Source organism: Pseudomonas sp. GLN_2, from assembly GCF_043106005.1.
In the GTDB taxonomy this organism is placed as follows: domain Bacteria; phylum Pseudomonadota; class Gammaproteobacteria; order Pseudomonadales; family Pseudomonadaceae; genus Aquipseudomonas; species Aquipseudomonas alloputida.
Window position 1 is genome coordinate 86,951 of sequence record NZ_JBICMC010000028.1, and the last position, 16,754, is coordinate 103,704.

Annotated in this window: 13 protein-coding genes; 3 read left to right on the forward strand and 10 right to left on the reverse strand. The window is 62.4% G+C overall.

Going from position 1 to position 16,754, the window contains the following annotated elements:
* Positions 1-231: 231 nt before the first annotated feature.
* The gene (locus tag ACF8Q6_RS08135) at positions 232-1,458 is read left to right on the forward strand and encodes an MFS transporter (RefSeq protein WP_392489623.1); all 1,227 of its coding nucleotides are present in this window, start codon (positions 232-234) and stop codon (positions 1,456-1,458) included.
* Positions 1,459-1,558: 100 nt separating this feature from the next.
* Here the strand turns inward: ACF8Q6_RS08135 and ACF8Q6_RS08140 are convergent, their stop codons facing one another.
* The 5 genes from ACF8Q6_RS08140 to ACF8Q6_RS08160 all read right to left on the reverse strand — a co-directional run bounded on the left by ACF8Q6_RS08140 (position 1,559) and on the right by ACF8Q6_RS08160 (position 9,889).
* Positions 1,559-1,936: a DUF2493 domain-containing protein gene (locus ACF8Q6_RS08140; RefSeq protein WP_014859235.1), complete on the reverse strand. Its 378-nt coding sequence runs from the start codon at positions 1,934-1,936 to the stop codon at positions 1,559-1,561.
* Positions 1,937-1,957: 21 nt separating this feature from the next.
* Positions 1,958-4,672: a magnesium-translocating P-type ATPase gene (mgtA, locus tag ACF8Q6_RS08145; protein WP_392489624.1), complete on the reverse strand. Its 2,715-nt coding sequence runs from the start codon at positions 4,670-4,672 to the stop codon at positions 1,958-1,960.
* Between the two features lie 738 nt (positions 4,673-5,410).
* Positions 5,411-7,036: a methyl-accepting chemotaxis protein gene (locus tag ACF8Q6_RS08150; RefSeq protein WP_392489625.1), complete on the reverse strand. Its 1,626-nt coding sequence runs from the start codon at positions 7,034-7,036 to the stop codon at positions 5,411-5,413.
* A 140-nt stretch (positions 7,037-7,176) separates the two neighbouring features.
* The gene (locus ACF8Q6_RS08155; protein ID WP_392489626.1) at positions 7,177-8,067 is read right to left on the reverse strand and encodes an alpha/beta fold hydrolase; all 891 of its coding nucleotides are present in this window, start codon (positions 8,065-8,067) and stop codon (positions 7,177-7,179) included.
* A gap of 325 nt (positions 8,068-8,392) precedes the next feature.
* The gene (locus ACF8Q6_RS08160) at positions 8,393-9,889 is read right to left on the reverse strand and encodes a PLP-dependent aminotransferase family protein (RefSeq protein ID WP_392491318.1); all 1,497 of its coding nucleotides are present in this window, start codon (positions 9,887-9,889) and stop codon (positions 8,393-8,395) included.
* Here ACF8Q6_RS08160 and ACF8Q6_RS08165 point away from each other — a divergent pair, their 5' ends adjacent.
* Entirely contained in the window at positions 9,890-11,656 is a 1,767-nt protein-coding gene (locus tag ACF8Q6_RS08165; protein ID WP_392491319.1) for a M24 family metallopeptidase, read from the forward strand.
* Between the two features lie 72 nt (positions 11,657-11,728).
* On the forward strand, positions 11,729-12,175 hold the full coding sequence (locus tag ACF8Q6_RS08170; RefSeq protein ID WP_392491320.1) for a GNAT family N-acetyltransferase: 447 nt from the start codon (positions 11,729-11,731) through the stop codon (positions 12,173-12,175).
* Between the two features lie 46 nt (positions 12,176-12,221).
* On the opposite strand, the gene ACF8Q6_RS08175 is transcribed toward ACF8Q6_RS08170, so the two are convergent.
* The 5 genes from ACF8Q6_RS08175 to ACF8Q6_RS08195 are packed head-to-tail and all read right to left on the reverse strand — an operon-like array spanning position 12,222 to position 16,727.
* Positions 12,222-12,734, reverse strand: a complete 513-nt coding sequence (locus tag ACF8Q6_RS08175; RefSeq protein ID WP_012052056.1) for an AmiS/UreI family transporter — start codon at positions 12,732-12,734, stop codon at positions 12,222-12,224.
* Between the two features lie 12 nt (positions 12,735-12,746).
* Positions 12,747-13,331, reverse strand: coding sequence for an ANTAR domain-containing response regulator (locus ACF8Q6_RS08180; protein ID WP_012052055.1), 585 nt, complete (start codon positions 13,329-13,331; stop codon positions 12,747-12,749).
* On the reverse strand, positions 13,328-14,485 hold the full coding sequence (locus tag ACF8Q6_RS08185; RefSeq protein ID WP_033724638.1) for a transporter substrate-binding domain-containing protein: 1,158 nt from the start codon (positions 14,483-14,485) through the stop codon (positions 13,328-13,330). Before ACF8Q6_RS08185 ends, ACF8Q6_RS08180 begins: the two co-directional genes overlap by 4 nt.
* A 21-nt stretch (positions 14,486-14,506) precedes the next feature.
* Positions 14,507-15,628: an AAA family ATPase gene (locus ACF8Q6_RS08190; protein ID WP_392491321.1), complete on the reverse strand. Its 1,122-nt coding sequence runs from the start codon at positions 15,626-15,628 to the stop codon at positions 14,507-14,509.
* Between the two features lie 55 nt (positions 15,629-15,683).
* The gene (locus ACF8Q6_RS08195; RefSeq protein WP_012052052.1) at positions 15,684-16,727 is read right to left on the reverse strand and encodes an aliphatic amidase; all 1,044 of its coding nucleotides are present in this window, start codon (positions 16,725-16,727) and stop codon (positions 15,684-15,686) included.
* Positions 16,728-16,754: the final 27 nt, after the last annotated feature.

The following is a 16,754-nucleotide window of genomic DNA, read 5'->3' on the forward strand; positions in this document are numbered from 1 at the left end:
AGGAAAGAGAAGCTGACGCTGCAGGCTGCAAATTGCCATGGCCTGCACCGTGCGGTACCGGTAGGGCGTAGTCGCTGCCAGCGCGCTCTCGACAAGGCGTTTCATCGATTGCACTGATGATTACTATCGAGCGGCCTGCCTGTCGGCCAGGCACGGCCGCCTCTACAATCCCCTGCCAATCCCCCCGCTCCTGCGCCTGCTACAGGCGAGATCCCTCATGGAACCTAACCCATGCCAAGCAACAGCCAGGCCCCTCGCGGCCTTCCCGAACACAGCCAACAAAGCGTGACCCAGCAATGGCTGGCAATCCTCTCGGTAGCCGTGGGCGCTTTCGCCCTGGTCACCAGTGAGTTCCTCCCGGTGGGCGTGCTGAACGATGTGGCCAGCGACCTTGGCATCAGTGCAGGCCTTGCCGGCTTGATGGTGACCCTGCCCGGCATCATGGCTGCGTTAGCCGCCCCGTTGATTTCCGTAGGCGTCGGCGCACTGGACCGGCGCTACCTGCTGATCGGCCTGACGCTGATCATGATCATCGCCAACGTCATCGTGGCCTATGCCGGTGACTTCAACCTGCTGTTGGTCGGCCGTGTGCTACTGGGTATCAGTATCGGCGGCTTCTGGGCGACAGCCATCGCCCTCAGCGGCCGCCTGGCACCTGACGGGATGGGCGTAGCCAAAGCCAACTCCATCATCATGGCGGGCGTAACCCTGGCGACGGTCGTGGGCGTGCCTGTCGGCACCTGGCTGAGTGGCCTGATGGGCTGGCGCATGACGTTCCTGGTCACTGCACTGGTAGGCGTACCGGTGCTGCTGGCACAGGTGTTCCTGCTGCCGCGGCTGATGCCGGAAAAGGCCATTCGCATCCGCGATCTGCCGGCGTTGTTCATCAACCCGCAAGCACGGGTCGGTTTGATCGCCGTGTTGCTGATCGGCCTGGCGCACTTTGCTGCGTACACCTACGTCGCACCGTTCTTCAAACAGAATGCCGGCTTTGACGGGCCTACGATCGGTTCATTGTTGCTGCTGTATGGCGTAGCCGGCTTCATGGGCAACATCTTCGCCGGCTTTGCCGCCAACCGCAGCGTGCGGCATACCCTGATGCTGGTCGCGCTCATGATCGCAGTCAGCACCGCCCTGTTCCCGCACTTCGCCACCGGCATAACGGGTGCCGCGATGCTGATCGCACTGTGGGGCTTTGCCTTCGGTGCGTTCCCGGCCTGTGCCAATATCTGGATGTTTGTCGTAGCGCCCAAGGATGTCGAACGTGGCATGCCGCTGTTCGTGGCCCTGTTCCAGGTAATCATTGCCGTGGGCTCGTTCTTCGGCGGGCAAGTCGTGGACCATCTGGGCACTGCGGTACTGCTGAGCCTGGCCACGGCGCTGGTGGGCTGTGGCTTTGTCACCGTGCTGGTGCTGGGGCGCAACGTCAGCAACGATCTGGCGACGCAGCCAGGCTGAGCAGCCGCCCAGGGCGGCTGCGCAAAGCTTGAGGCCGTGAAACCGAGGCGCCTGCTTCGCGGGCAAGCCCGCAGGTGCCGTACGGCCTTAGGCGCTTGTATTAGCTGCAATCGCCCCGCTCGGGCTGGCGCGGTTGCCTGGCGCACATCACCTGAACCTCGGCGCCACGGGCCCTGGCCAGCAGCTCCTCGGTGTCATCGCCACCGGGCAAGGCAAGCAACAGGTCAGGGCGGCTGTCGTTGAGCATGAACAGGTTGCGCAAGCGTTCGGCCTGCTTGCCGTGCAGCTGCCAGTTTGGCGGGTAACGCACCAGATCGGCGCCATGCTCGCGCGCCCAGCTTTCGATTTCCCCTCCAATGAACTGGCTGCCACCGTGGATCAACACCCGGATCGGCCGCTGGCGCTGGACGTCGTCCAAGGCCTGGCGGCAGCGTCGTGTGTCGGCGTAGTTGCGTCCTGCACAAATCAGTACTCGCATGGTCTGCTCTCCTTGCATCGCTCAGAACCACTGGCCGAAACGGCGGATATAGAGGGTCTTCATGGCCTGGGCGACCACGCAGTAGCCCAGCAGGGTGGCGGCCAGCCAAGGGAAGTACTCCCACGGCAGCGGCACCAGGCCAACCATCGCGCCCACCGGGGAGAACGGGATGTAGATACCCAATGCCATGACCAGCCCCGTTGCCAATACCACCGGCAATGCAGCGGTGCTCTGGAAGAACGGTACCTTGCGAGTGCGCAGCATGTGCACTACCAGCGTCTGTGACAGCAAGCCCTCGATGAACCAGCCCGACTGGAACAGCGCCTGCATTTCGACGCTGTTGGCGGCGAACACGTACCACATCAGAGCGAACGTGGTGATGTCGAAGATCGACGACGTAGGACCTATCCACAACATGAAGCGGCCGATGTTGCGGGCATCCCATTTGCGTGGCTTGCTGAGGAACGCCTTGTCCATGCGGTCCCAGGGCAGCGACAGCTGGGAAAAGTCATACATCAGGTTCTGCAGCAGCAAGTGGATCGCCAGCATCGGCAGGAACGGAATGAACGCACTGGCCACCAGGACCGAGAACACGTTGCCGAAATTGGAACTGGCAGTCATGCACAGGTACTTCATGATGTTGCCGAAGGTTTCGCGGCCTTTGAGCACGCCCTCCTCGAGCACCATCAGGCTCTTTTCCAGCAAAATGATGTCGGCCGATTCCTTGGCGATGTCGGTGCCGCTGTCCACCGAGATACCGACGTCAGCATCGCGCAGGGCGGCGGCGTCGTTGATGCCGTCGCCAAGGAAGCCCACGGTGTGACCATTGACCTGCAGGGCCTTGAGCACCCGTGATTTCTGCAGCGGGGTGAGCTTGGCGAAGACAGTGCGCTCCTCCACCTGAAGCTTCAGGGTGGTGTCGTCCATGCCCTCGATGTCCTGGCCGAGCAACGGCTGGCCTGGCGCCAGGCCCACTTCACGGCAGACCTTGGAGGTGACCACCGGGTTGTCGCCGGTCAGTACCTTTACCTGCACGCCCATGTCGCGCAAGGCGGCGATGGCCGGGCCGGCCGTTTCCTTGGGTGGGTCGAGGAAGGTCAGCAAGCCCTGGATGACCAGATCGCGCTCATCTTCGGTGTGATACTGCGCCTTGCCTTCGGCCGCCGGGATCTCCCGGGTGGCAACCATCAGCACGCGGAAGCCGTCCTGGTTGAAGGCATCGACACTGGCCATCAACTGCTGGCGGCGGCACGGATCGAGGGCAAAGACCTTGTCGCCTTCCTGCACATGGGTGGCGATGGCGAGCATTTCCTCGACCGCCCCTTTGCTTACCAGCAGGTGATCGCCCGAGGCATTCTTCACCACCACTGACAGGCGGCGGCGGATGAAGTCGAACGGCAGTTCGTCGACCTTTGCGTAGGCGGAAGGCGCCTGGAACTGGCGGTCCTGGCCGGCGAAATGCAGCACGGCCTGGTCCATCAGGTTGCGGATGCCGCTTTGGTGATGGCTGTTGAGCCAGGCCAGCTCGAGGATGCGCTTGTCGGTTTGGCCGTCGAAGCGCACATGGTGCTCGAGGATGATCCGATCCTGGGTGAGCGTACCGGTCTTGTCGGTGCACAGCACATCCATGGAGCCGAGGTTCTGGATGGCGTTCAGGCGTTTGACCACCACCTTGCGCCGGGCCATGGCCACGGCGCCCTTGGCCAGGTTGGCGCTGACAATCATCGGCAGCATTTCCGGGGTCAGGCCCACTGCCACGGCAAGCGCGAAGAGGAAGGCATCACCCCAGTCACCTTTCACCACACCGTTGATCATGAACACCACCGGCACCATCACCAGCATGAAGCGGATCAGCAGGCTACTGACGCTGTTCACGCCGCGGTCAAAAGCGGTCTGGCTGCGCGAACCGGCAATGGCCTTGGCCAGCGAGCCAAAATAGGTGCGTCGGCCGGTCGCCACCACCACGGCGCGGGCGCGGCCACTGACCACATTGGTCCCCATGAAGCAGATGTTCGGCAACTCGAGCAGGTTGTCCTGATGTGCGCCATGCTCGGCGGCCGACTTCTGCGCGACATTACCCAAGGTGTCGTACTTTTCGACCGGCAACGCTTCGCCGGTAAGCACGGCCTGGCTGATAAACAGGTCGCGCGCTTCGAGCAGGCGGATATCGGCGGGAATCATGTCACCTGCAGAAAGCTGCACGATGTCGCCGGCCACCAGTTCGTCCATGGGCACTTCGCGCAGGCGCGGGGCTTGCCCGATCTGCTCGCGGCGCAACACGGTGGCAGTAGTGCGCACCATTGCCTTGAGCGCGTCGGCAGCCTTGTTCGAGCGGTACTCCTGCCAGAAGCGCAGCAGGCTGCTGAGGCTGACCATGGTCATGATGATGATGACCTTGGTCAGGTCGGCGTCGTCTGCTTCGCCTGCGCTGACCGGCAGCCAGTAGTCGGTGACGAAGCTGATCCCGGCCAGGGTCAGCAGTACATAGATGAACGGGTTGTTCAGGGCCTTGAGCAGCTGCACCAGGGCGTGGGGTTGCGGGTCGTGGGCAACCTGGTTGGCCCCATCGCGCGCCAGGCGCTTGACGGCTTCGTGCTCGGTCAGGCCCTGTTCGCTGGCATCGAGGTTGGCGAGGGTGACCGCCAGGCCATTGCGCGCTTCACGGGCGGCGCGGGTGGACAGGCGGGTTTCGCGTTCGGCCTTGGCCGATGAGGTGTTACGGTGTTTGACAGTCATGTTGCTGTGCTCCTGCCGCGGCGGCACGACACACAGACGTTTCACTCAGGCGGTGAACGAAGGCATGTCGGGTCGCTGAATAATGCTGGTTCTTTCCGACAGTTATCTGTCCGCTGCCGAGAGTCGGAAGTTGTGTCGGCAGCGAACTTTCTACTCGCGCAATCCATGGTTTGATTCCTTTTCATAAACACAGGGCAATAGTTATCCCGCGAACTTTTAACGTGAAAAGTTCGAGCACAAAGATACCGTTCAATATATTTTATTCAGTGAGAAGTGCGGGGGCTCAAGCGTGCATGAAGACGCGCCAGCACCCCGCAACTACTTGGGGGGTGCTGGTGGTGGTCAAGGTAGCCGTGCAGACGCCGCGGCCAGGCGCGGGCCTGCCGCGGTACAAGGCACGCAGGCTGGCGATGTGAAACGAATGAAGTGAGGTTCATGAGCTTGCCTCCAACCGGCCAACACCGGCGGTGGCAAGTCACGGCGGAGCATCAGGCTCTGGCGCGGCTTGCCCGACCAGGGTGTCGGGACCGGTGTTCCGGTTCAAGTGCCTGACCCGGCCATTCGGCAGAGGTCAGGCAGCGACGAGATACTGTGTCCATTGAATTCTTCAGTGAAGGGAAAAAAGGCCCCGCGCTCGGGGCGGTCGAACTTTATTCAAGCGTAGTATCGAAGTCAACCCGCAAGGGGAACTTTAAATAAGTTTAACCTTATCTTAATGTTCCACGCAGGCGCAGCGCCTCAAACCTTGAACCGCCCCACCAACGCCGTCATCTCCCCCACCAGCCCCGACAACGCCTTGCTCGCCTCGCTGGTCTGCTGCGCACCTGCCGCGGAATGGTTGGACAGTTCGCGGATGTTCAGCAAGTTGCGGTCTACTTCCCGCGCCACCTGAGCCTGCTCTTCGGCCGCACTGGCAATAACCAGATTGCGCTCGTTGATTTCGCCGATCGCACTGTAGATGCCCTCCAGCACTTGCCCCGAGGCCAGGGTCACGTCCAGTGTCGACTGGGCGCGGTTGGTGCTGGCCTGCATGGAAGCCACCGCAGCTTCGGTCCCCGCCTGTACGCTGCCGATCATCTGCTCGATTTCCTGGGTCGATTGTTGCGTGCGGTAGGCCAGTGTGCGCACCTCATCCGCCACCACCGCAAAGCCGCGCCCGGCCTCACCGGCACGGGCCGCCTCGATGGCAGCATTGAGCGCCAGCAGGTTGGTCTGCTCGGACACCGAGCGGATCACTTCCAGCACCTTGCCGATGTCCCGCACCTGCCCCACCAACTGCTGCAGGTGCGCACTGCTGGTCTGGATCTCGCGGGTCATGGCTTCGGTGCCGTCGATGTTTTCGCTGACCTGCCGGCGGCTTTGCGCGGCCAGCTGGTTGGATTCACTGGTGGTTTGCGAGGTGGTGATCGCGTTGCGCGCCACCTCCTCCACTGCCGTGGTCATTTCGGTCACGGCAGTCGCCGCCTGCTCCAGCTCCTGCCCCTGCTGACGCAGGTTGTTGGCGCTTTCCTCGGTGACCGCGTTCAACGCCGTGGCGGCGGCGTCCAGCTGCCGGGCACAGTCGTTGATCTGCCCAAGGGTGTCGCGCTGGCTCTGCTGCATGCGCTGGAGCTCATGGAACAGCTGGCCGATCTCGTTGTTGCCCTGCCCTTGCACCGGCACGCTCAGGTCGCCACTGGCAATGCGCTGGAAATGCCCGCCGGCTTCACGCAGGGGGTGCAACACACGCTGGGCAATGAACGCCCAGCACAGCACCGCCAGCACCACGGTCATGCCCAGCAGGCACAAGCTCAGCAATTGTGCCCGGGCCAGACGCCGGTCGGACTCGAGCATGATTTGCTGACCACGTTCGCTCAGTGTGGTCACCAGCTGCTGGCGCAGGGTTTGCAACCGCCCCATGGCATTACCGGCATCGCTGTTGACCTTGAAGTACTGCTCCAGCGAACGCTGGCGGGTCGCTTCACGCTGCCCAGCCACCGCCTTGGCGTATTCGGCAAAGGTAGCCTGCAGCTCGGTTGCCAGCACGCGAAGGGCGGGTTCACGGGCGTTTTCGACAAATTCGTCGACCAGCGCCTGGCTCTTGTTGTTCAGCTCCACCGACAGTGCCATGCGCTTGCCTGCACTCTCGTCATGGCCACCCAACTGCTCGATAAAGCCCGAAGACACGTTGGCGCTGGAACGAATCGCCATCAGCAACGCATTGTTCAACCGGTCCGACTGGTGCGCAGTCTGGTCCAGTTCAGTGATCTGCTGGTCGCTACCCACGGCAGCCCACCAGGCACTGGCCGTCGAAAACAGCAGGGTCAGGCTGAACAGCGACAACACCCAGAACATTCCGGTGCGAATTTTCAGGTTGGCAAGCATGCGGGCAGTACTCCTTGTTGGCACCACTTCTGATCGAAGATTCGAGGGTGGGTGTGCTGCTATCGGAGGCGCTGGCGCAGGCTTGAGGCGCCGAGATGCGGTTATGTGCGGTAACCGAACGGAATGCGTTGAGGCCAACCTCAACGGCTGAGGAAGTCCACTACCGCCTCGGCGAGCGCCTGCGGTTGATCCAGCATGATGAAGTGGAAGCTGCCATCTATACGCTTGAAGGTGACACCCCGTGCCCCGGCATAGGCCTTAACGAAGGTTGCGTCAACGCTGTCAGCGGGTATGCCATACATGGAGTCATAGGCATACACGACCTCCAGCGGTGCCTGGATATCGCCAAGTTCGGGGCGCAGGTCGGTGATCATCAGTTCATGGGTGGCATCGGCTACTGCCTGGCGGTCCGAGCGCAGCGCCGCATCAACCAGTCCGGGCCTGACCGCTGCCGTCTTGGCCAATCGGTCGATGGCCGCGCGCTGCATGGCCTCGGCCTGCACTGCCGGGGCCGCCAGCATCGCGCTGCGCACTGTGCCAGCCTGCGCCGAAGCCGTTTCGGCAGTTGCCGTGGGATCGATCAGTAACGTGTAGAACGGCAGCGCATCGACAACCATCAGCCGCCCTACCCGCTCGGGGTGGCGTGCGCCAAGCATCAGCGCGACTTCACCGCCCAGCGAATGGCCAACGATGGCTGGCGCCTCAAGGTGCTGGCTGCGGATATAATCTGCAACAGCCTCAGCAACGGGAGCGGCCACGCGACCGTCTACAGAAGGCACGGCAGGCGAGCCGGCAAAACCTGCAACCTGCACCAGATGCAGCCGGTACTGCTGGCGCAGGGTAGTGGCGAGCCCCGCCCATACCTCACGTGATGAAGCCAGCCCAGGGATCAGGATAACGTCCGGCCCCGCGCCTTCGACCTGCACCGAAATGCGCTCACCAGGCGCTGGCACTGCCTGGCTCGGTGTTGCCAACGTTGAGGACAGCGACAAGCTGGCTCCTATTGCCGCAAGCAGGGTTAGTACGCGCATGTGTGCCACTCCTTTGACTTCAATCGGGAAAAGCCCGCCACTATAAGGCGCGCGGCAAGGCGTGGGAAAACTATCGTTTGCGACCCGGCGCGCTGCATCGGTGGTGGGGGCGACGCCTACACTCCGCTGTTCCTGAGTGGGCACTCAGGCTACCGCATTGCCAGGCAGGAGCAGCTGCTTGCTGAAAATCCAGAAGGTTGCGCGCCCTTTGGAGGCCTGACCCTCCTGCACAAATCCTGAGGCCAGCGCGATCACTGTGGGAGCGGGCTTGCCCGCGAACACGGGCGAAGCCCGTGCCATCCCCTGTCGCGACAGAAGGCCGTGCCTACAGCCACCGCACCTTGCCAATCGCTTTCGCGGCGTCTGCCAGGCGTTGGGTCGCCTGCCGAATCTCATCCGCATCCAGCGAAGCAAACCCCAGGCGCAAGGCATTCTCGGCATGGCCAAACGGTGAAAACTGTCGCCCACTGCGCACCACCAGGTCCCGTTCCAGCGCTTTGTCGACCAACTGATCCACGTTGATCTCATCGGCAAACCTCACCCACAGCGCCAGGCCACCTTCTGGCGCCTGCACGCTGATCTGTTCGCCGAACGCATCGCGCAAGCACCCCAACAAGGTCTCGCGCCGGCGCCGGTACTCGCGGTTGACACGGCGCAGATGCTTCTTCAGTTCGCCATCATTGATCAGGTCCGCCAACATCTGCTGCATGACTGCATCGCCCTGCCCCAGGGTCAGCATCGCCCTGCGTTCCAGCACGGTTGTCACTTCCTCCGGTGCCACGATATAGCTGCAACGGAACGTGCTGCCCAAAGGCTTGGACAGTGAGCCGATGTAAATCACGTGCCGCTGCTGGCGGTCGCTGGCCAACGGCAGATAAGGCCGCCCGGCAAAGTGGTATTCGTAGTCGTAATCTTCTTCGACCACGCAAAAGGCATGCTGGCGCGCCAGCTCCAGCAGTTGTTGCCTGCGCCCGGCTGGCAGGCTGACCGTGGTCGGGAACTGGTGATGGGGTGTTATGTACATCATCCGCACCTTGTGCTGCCGGCACAGGGCCTCGAGCTGATCGACCCGGCACCCCTCATGGTCCAGCTCCACGGTCACCAGGCGGGCACCCAGCTGACGGAAGATCTCCCAGGCAGGGGGGTAACTCAGGCGCTCGACCAGCACAACGTCACCTGGCTTGAGCAACACACTGGCCACCAGGGACAGCGACATCTGCACCCCCTGGGTCAGGCAGATATGCTCGGCGCCAACGTTCAGGCTGCGATTGTGCCGCAGCATGTCGGCCAGGGCGCTGCGCAGATTGCGGCTGCTGCACTCGCTGCCGTGGCGCACGCTATTGCTGCTGAAGCTGCTGCGCAAGGCATTGCGGTAATAGCGATGCAGTACAGCCTGTGGCAGCAGGCGATGGTCACAGGCGCCGTTGTCGAAGAACAAGGCCCCCGGCCGCCCTTGCTGGGCTACAGCCTGTTCGTTCGCCTTGAAGTAGGCAACGGCGGGTTCCTCTGGCAGCGCCAGGGCAAAAGGCCGCACGGCACCGCAAACGGCCGCTGTGCCAGGCGCCAGCTGCTGGCTGACAAAGGTGCCCCGGCGTTGCACGCTTTGCAGCCAGCCTTTGGTTTCGGCTTCCTCATAAGCAAGGATCACGGTCTTGCGATTGACGTTCAGCAGTTGCGCCATCTCCCGCGTGCCCGGCAACGGTGTGCCAGGGCGCAGGCGACCCTCGCTGATTGCGGCCACCAGCCCTTCGACGATCTGCCGGTACGAAGCCTGTGCCCCATCGAGTTTGAGCAGTGGCTGCCATTTACGAAGCTGGACCATATGAAATATCCAAAACTGGAGGTTCTGCTGGTCCTGGACTATAGCAACAATCGAACCTCCATTTGCCCCGAGGTGCTTATGCAAAGCCGCCACGTCATTGAATTGTCGCCCTCGGGCAAAACCTTCGAAGCCAGCCAGGAGCTGCTGCTCGACGCCATGCTCGCCAGCGGCCTGCCGGTACCCTTCTCCTGCCGCCGCGGCGCCTGTGGCTCGTGCAAGGTCAAGGTGGTGTCGGGGCAGCATCAGGACAAGCAGCGGGATGCGGTCACACCGCCGCCTTCCTACCCCTTGGCCGCCGACGAGATGTTGCTGTGCCAGAGCCACGCCTGCAGCGACATGCGCCTGGAAATACCCGGCTGGTCACTGGACGCACCCGCACTGGAAACCCAGGCACAGGTGGTTGGCAAGCGCGCGCTGAGCGCAGATATCGTCGAGCTGGTGTTGCAGCCTGCTCAGCCGCTGGAGGTGCGGGCGGGCCAGTACATGCGGTTTCAGTTGGACAACGGCGACAGCCGCTGTTTCTCCATTGCCAACCTGCCTGCCCGGGAACAAGGGCAACTGGTGTTTCACATCCGCAAGGTCAGCGGCGGCCTGTTCACTGAAGGTTTGCTGCCCACCCTGCAAGCAGGTGCAACGGTAAAGCTCGAGGGCCCGCTGGGCGCCTGTACCTGGCAGCACGATGACCAACGCCCGCTGATCCTTTTCGCCACTGGCACAGGTTACGCCGGCATAAAGCCGCTGTTGCTGACCGCCTTGGCCGGCGATGCAGACGTCACGCTGTATTGGGGCGGCTCTTCGCCGGCGGATTTCTATGACCGCGAATTTCTCGACGTGTCCAGCCGTGTGCACCCGCACTTTCGCTGGCAACCGGTGCTCTCGGCCCAGGCACGTATACAGCAGGTGGCGCTCAGCCAGACGCATCGCTGGGACGAAGCCCAGGTCTATGCCTGTGGCAATGCCACGATGATCACCCAGGCCCGCGAGCAATGCCTTGCAGCAGGGGTACAGCCCCATCGCTTTGTCGCCGAGGCCTTTGTCGCCAGCGGCGCACGGACAACGCAGGCTTCCTCAACCAACCCGCTGCACCCCGAGCTGGAAAAGGTCGGCCCACGTTATTCGCTGGACGGCATGCTTGCAGCCCGCGAACAGTCGGTACGGGCCGTGGCCGCCATTGCCAGCCAACTGCAGGTCGGCATGACCACCGCCCAGGCACTGGAGATGGCCGCGCATACCCTGCAGGCGATGGGCGCCTCACACACCTGGCACCCCACCTACATCCGTTTTGGTGATGATACCGTGCGTACGCCACGGCAAGGCATTGACCTTCAACGTGTGCTACGTACCACGGACATCGTCGTGGTCGACGTCGGGCCGGTATGGGATGGCTATGAAGGTGACTATGGCGATACCTTCGTGTTTGGCCAGCACGCTTTGCACCACGCCTGCGTGAAGGCACTGCATGAAGTGTTCGACGAGACCCGTCAGGCCTGGGGCCGCGGGTTGACCGGGCGTGAACTGTATGACTTCGCCGAGCGCAGTGCCCAGGCCAAAGGTTGGCAGCTGGAGCGCAACCTGGCCGGGCATCGCATCGCCGACTTCCCGCATGTGTTGTATAGCCAGGACAAGCTGGCCGAGGTGGAGATTGTCCCGAGCGAGGTGGTGTGGGTGCTGGAGATACAACTGTGCCACCCTACCGAACCTGTCGGGGCATTCTTCGAAGACATCCTGATTGGCGAACGCAAGCCGGGCACTGTCAGGGCAGCTTGATACCGCATCAGCGTCTGAACCCGTAACAGGTTAAAGTGGGCAACAGAAGGTCACCCGACAAGGACGATTACCATGCAAGTACGCACGCTCACCCCTGACGACCTCCCCCAAGCCTGCGCCTTGTGCATGGATGCCTTCATGCAGGCTGTCGCGCCCACGCTGTCGGCGCAAGGTATCGAGACCTTTACCCAGGTGTCAGCACCCCCGGCGTTTGCCGAGCGCATGCAAGGTGACAACCTTATGCTGGCCTGTTTTGTCGAAGGCGCTATCGCGGGGCTGATCGAGCTCAAGGAAGGCCGCCACGTTGCGATGCTGTTCATTGCACCAGGCCTGCAACGTCAGGGTATAGGCAAGCGCCTGATGAACGCAGCACTGGCGCATGCCAGCGCTGAGGTGGTGACGGTAAAGGCATCATTGTCCTCTGTACCCGCCTACCAACGCTACGGCTTCACCCTGGCAGGCGACGTAGGTGAGTTTGCCGGGCTGGTGTATCAGCCGATGGAAAAGCGCCTGCCGTAAGGGCAGCGTCACAGCGCAAGGCTGCTCCACAGCGGGCGCATGGCCGTCAGCCCATCTGCTGCCACAGGATCAACAGCCCGGGCACCCAGGCGGTGAAGATCGCGCACAGCAACGTCATTGCCGCCACCAGACGCTGGATCTTCCTGGCCAGCGCCAGCAACAGGAAAAAGCTGAACCACAACACCGTCCACGCCGCCCAGTTCAGCACATCCCATACCTTCAACAGCCCTTCGGCGCCAGGGATGGAACTGACTGTCACCACCAGCGCCGTCACGCTGACGAACAGGCAGAACCAGCCTAGCCCGCGCCCATCAACCTGCAGCACCTGGTTGGCGGCCACCCACAGGTAGGTAAAGGCGAACAGGAGGGTCAAGGCACCGGCCTTGATGCCTTCGGCCGAGCCCACCACGAAGATCAGGTAGACCGCCACCAACAGGCTGAGCAAACCGACAAACAGGTTGATCACCGCCACTTCGCGGTCAGTGATACGCCCCATCAGCCAGATGCTGTTGATGAACAACACCGCACCCACATACAGCAGAACCAGTCCGTACAACATGGCAACCTCTTCTCATTCGAATTGTTTTAGGGTTTTTCTTGCCATTTCCAACATCGACAGCCGCTGTTTCATCGCTTCTTTCGACAAGTAGGCATGAGCTTCAGGCTCCTGCCAGCCCTGGGCCGCCATCAGCAGGACCTTGGCCTTGTTGATGTCGGCCTGGTGCTCCAGACGCTCCTGCAACTGGGCATTCTTCTGCATCAAGCGGGCCTGGGCTTCGCTGTTGCTTCTGGCGCACACCAACGCCGGAAGTACCTTGTGGTTGTCCAGAGGCAGCACCATCACGCCGTGACACCCCAGCTCCAGGATTTGCGAAAGAATGGTCGGGCTCTCGTACTCCACCAAGGCGATGGCGGTCAGGCGTACGCCGCCCTGCGCCAGCAGCTTGCCCAGCTCGGCATGGTGGCGGCCTTCGAACACCCCGCAGAACACCAGGTCGGTGTGGGTGTCGAACGCCTTGGGCGGTGGCCAGCACTGCTTCACCGAGCAGCCGATACGCATCAGTTGCAACACCAGGGCATCAGTGATTTCACTGGGCGGACAAACGATGCCCACGTGCAGTTCACGCAGCGTGTTCAGGATGTTCGACGTGCTCATGAGGGGCCGCCCCCCATCATGCTCACGGTCCAGTCGTCCAGGTTGTGAACCACCACATAGGGGTCAGGGCGGATGGTCGTAGGCGATTGCCATTTGATGCAGATCTGCCCGCGCGCATCGATCTCGCCGATACGTGAAAACAGGTGCGAGTGGTTGTTCTGCTGCTCCACCTGCACCCTGCCCTGGGGGCTATCCATGCTCGCGTGGTACAGGTGATTGCGGATTACCTCCACCTCCAGGCTGCCGGTGGCATTTACCGCCTGGCACAGCATGCGCATCTGGCAGTACGCCGCCTCGGCCCAGGCAGTGATGCGCACATCGGCCGGAAAGAACGCACGGCACTGACTGACGAATGCGTTGCTTTGCGGTGACTCGACGCTGGTGAAGTAGGGTGCCACGACAATGTTGCCACGGGCCGCCTCGGCCCCCATTTCGGCAATTTCTGCCTCGCTGGTAGTCAAGCTGGCGATCGGCGGCCGAGGGCCATTGCCATAGCGCTGCGCCATTGCTTGGTAGAAGCTTGCCGTCCCCGTACCGACCACGGTCGAGAACACCACGTCAGGGGCAGAACGCACCACCCGCTCGACCACCAGGGCCAGGTCATCGGCCGAGGGGTACAGGGGCATGTAGGCTTCTTCCACCACTTCGCCACCATGCTGCTTGTACAGGTGGCGCATGACATGGTTGCTTTCCCGCGGGTAGATGTAGTCGGAACCGACGAAGGCGACCCTGGCACCGTAATGACGTGTCAGGTATGCCGCCAGTGGCGCGCTATTCTGGTTAGGTGCCGGCCCGCCGTAGATAATATTGGGCGAGTACTCGAAGCCCTCGTAGGGCGTGGGATAGAACAGCAAGCCATCGGCGCGCTCGATGACGGGCATCACGGCTTTGCGGGTGTGCGACATGTAGCAGCCGAGCATCAGGCGCACACCGTGGTTGCGCACATAGTCGTCACACAGATTGCGATAACGGTCCGGGTCGCCCCCGGGGTCGCCGACCAGGGTCAGAACCGGTTCGCCAAGTACGCCCCCCTCGCGGTTAACCTGTTCGACCGCCAGCAGCGCGCCACAGCGCTGCGAGCGTTCAATGGCTGCGGTAACGCCGGTTTCGGCGAACAGCAAGCCCACCTTCAATTGCCTGTCTTGTCTACTCATCACACCATCCTGTGACAACCGTCATGTCGGCAACGAAAAACGGATGCGCCCGCGCTCAAGGCGGCCGACCACCGTCATGCACGTCACTTCTGCCTGGCATGGGATGCGGTTACCAAGCAGGAACTCGGCCAGTGGCACTTCCAGCTCATGGCGGATAAAGCGCTTGAGCGCACGCGCGCCAAACTCCAGGTCATGGCCTTCGCTGGCCAGCTTGCCAACCACCGCCGCATCCAGTTGCAGGTGGCAGTGATGCTTGGCAAGGCGCCGGTTCAGGCGCGACACCTCCAGTTCAACGATGCGCTCGCTCACCTCCTGTTCGATGGCATTGAACACCACAGTGCTGTCGATGCGGTTGACGAACTCGGCAGAAAAACGCTTCACCAGGCGCCGCCGCACCAGCCCCGGCAAACGCTCGCGGCGCCCTGCCTGCAGGCCAAGCAGACGCCGCAGCGGCGCCAGCGGGCCCAGCCGGTGCTGGCGTATTTCGTCTGCCGCCAGGTTGCTGGTCATGAACACCAGTGTGTTACGGAAATTGAAGCTCTTTTCACCGGAGGCCAAGCGCAGCAGGCCATTGTCGAACACATTGAGCAGCGCCTGGGACACCTCCTTGCTGGCCTTTTCCAGCTCATCGAACAGCACGATCCCAGGGCGCCCTTGGCTCCCGTCCAGCAGCGCCTGGTCAAACAGCGTGCGGCCTTCCTTGGCGCCAGCATAGCCCGGTGGCGCGCCGGTCAGAGCAGCGGCGTAGTGTTCCTGGGCCAGCGTGTTCATGTCGACCCGGCAGAAGGCATCGGCATCACCGTGCAGGGCGCGGGCCAGGGCACGCACGACCTCGGTCTTGCCGACCCCGGTCGGGCCGAGGAACAATGCCGTGAACAGCGGGCGGCGCGGGTCGAGAATATCCGCACGCACCACCGTGAGCACATCTTCGATGGCCTGCAAGGCTTCGTCCTGGCCCAGCACTTCGTTGCGTACTACCTGCATGACGGCAGCGACATCGAAGCGGAAACGCGACTCCAGGGTGTCTTCACTGCGCAGGTGGGTCTCGACGATTGCCCGGGTGTGGCAGTTTTCAGCACTCAGTGCAGCACTGGAGGACGCATCGCGACGCGTCTGCTCCAGCAGGTCGTTCAAGAACGGCATGGTCTTCCCCTCGCTTTGTGAAACAGCGTGCCCGCAGGCACGCTGGGCAACCCCGTCAGCGGGCTTCCTTTTCCTTGGCATCGTAGGGAAGGCTGCCGACCGGGCACTGCGCCACCCCCGAGGTGCGCCGGGTCAGGGCCTCGACGTTCTCGCGGGCCTTCTCGGCATCCAGCACCCAGGTGCGGTAGAACTCGAATGGGCATTCGGCAATGCCGCGGTCGCCGTCGCCAGACAAATGCATACCGCTGTAGCCACGGTGCAGGATCTTGTACAGGTGGTTTTGCGACTGGTCGTTCTGCCGCGCATCGCGAATTTGCGAGATCGACAGCTGGGCGTACTGGATACCCATCTCCTCTTCACCGCACTCGCCGAGTGTACGACCATCGAAACCGATGATTGCCGAGTGACCGAAGTAGGAATACACACCATCGAAGCCCGCGGCGTTGGCCACTGCAACGTAGCAGTTGTTAGCCCACGCCATAGCCTTGGCCATCAGCACCTGCTGGTCCTTGGCCGGGTACATGTAACCCTGGCAGCGCACGATCAGCTCGGCGCCTTTCATGGCACAGTCGCGCCAGATTTCCGGGTAGTTGCCGTCATCGCAGATGATCATGCTGATTTTCAGGCCCTTGGGGCCATCGGCAACGTAGGTCTGGTCGCCCGGGTACCAACCCTCGATCGGGCACCAGGGGATGATCTTGCGGTACTTCTGCACGATCTCGCCATTGTTGTCGATCAGCACCAGCGTGTTATAGGGGGATTTGCGCGGGTGCTCTTCATGGCGCTCGCCGGTCAGCGAAAACACGCCCCAGACATTGGCCTTGCGGCAGGCCTGGGCGAACACTTCGGTTTCCACGCCGGGTATGGCCACGGCGGTTTCCATCATTTCGGCCGGGTCATACATGATGCCCTGCAGGCTGTACTCCGGAAAAATCACCAGATCCATGCCCGGCAGCCCCTGCTTCATGCCGACAATGATGTCGGCGATTTTCCTGGCGTTTTCGAGCACTTCATCGCGGGTATGCAGGCGCGGCATCTTATAGTTGACCACGGCGACGCCGACGGTGTCATTGCTGCTGGAAATATCACCATGACGCATGTTGACCACCTCTTGTTGTTATTTTTC

What these genes read in the sequence shown, in the direction of transcription:
- mgtA (WP_392489624.1), bottom strand. Translation starts at nt 4,672, where the DNA reads ATGACTGTCAAACACCGTAACACCTCATCGGCCAAGGCCGAACGCGAA.
- ACF8Q6_RS08165 (WP_392491319.1), top strand. Translation starts at nt 9,890, where the DNA reads ATGAAATATCCAAAACTGGAGGTTCTGCTGGTCCTGGACTATAGCAAC.
- ACF8Q6_RS08195 (WP_012052052.1), bottom strand. Translation starts at nt 16,727, where the DNA reads ATGCGTCATGGTGATATTTCCAGCAGCAATGACACCGTCGGCGTCGCC.
- ACF8Q6_RS08140 (WP_014859235.1), bottom strand. Translation starts at nt 1,936, where the DNA reads ATGCGAGTACTGATTTGTGCAGGACGCAACTACGCCGACACACGACGC.
- ACF8Q6_RS08150 (WP_392489625.1), bottom strand. Translation starts at nt 7,036, where the DNA reads ATGCTTGCCAACCTGAAAATTCGCACCGGAATGTTCTGGGTGTTGTCG.
- ACF8Q6_RS08190 (WP_392491321.1), bottom strand. Translation starts at nt 15,628, where the DNA reads ATGCCGTTCTTGAACGACCTGCTGGAGCAGACGCGTCGCGATGCGTCC.
- ACF8Q6_RS08135 (WP_392489623.1), top strand. Translation starts at nt 232, where the DNA reads ATGCCAAGCAACAGCCAGGCCCCTCGCGGCCTTCCCGAACACAGCCAA.
- ACF8Q6_RS08160 (WP_392491318.1), bottom strand. Translation starts at nt 9,889, where the DNA reads ATGGTCCAGCTTCGTAAATGGCAGCCACTGCTCAAACTCGATGGGGCA.
- ACF8Q6_RS08185 (WP_033724638.1), bottom strand. Translation starts at nt 14,485, where the DNA reads ATGAGTAGACAAGACAGGCAATTGAAGGTGGGCTTGCTGTTCGCCGAA.
- ACF8Q6_RS08170 (WP_392491320.1), top strand. Translation starts at nt 11,729, where the DNA reads ATGCAAGTACGCACGCTCACCCCTGACGACCTCCCCCAAGCCTGCGCC.
- ACF8Q6_RS08175 (WP_012052056.1), bottom strand. Translation starts at nt 12,734, where the DNA reads ATGTTGTACGGACTGGTTCTGCTGTATGTGGGTGCGGTGTTGTTCATC.
- ACF8Q6_RS08155 (WP_392489626.1), bottom strand. Translation starts at nt 8,067, where the DNA reads ATGCGCGTACTAACCCTGCTTGCGGCAATAGGAGCCAGCTTGTCGCTG.
- ACF8Q6_RS08180 (WP_012052055.1), bottom strand. Translation starts at nt 13,331, where the DNA reads ATGAGCACGTCGAACATCCTGAACACGCTGCGTGAACTGCACGTGGGC.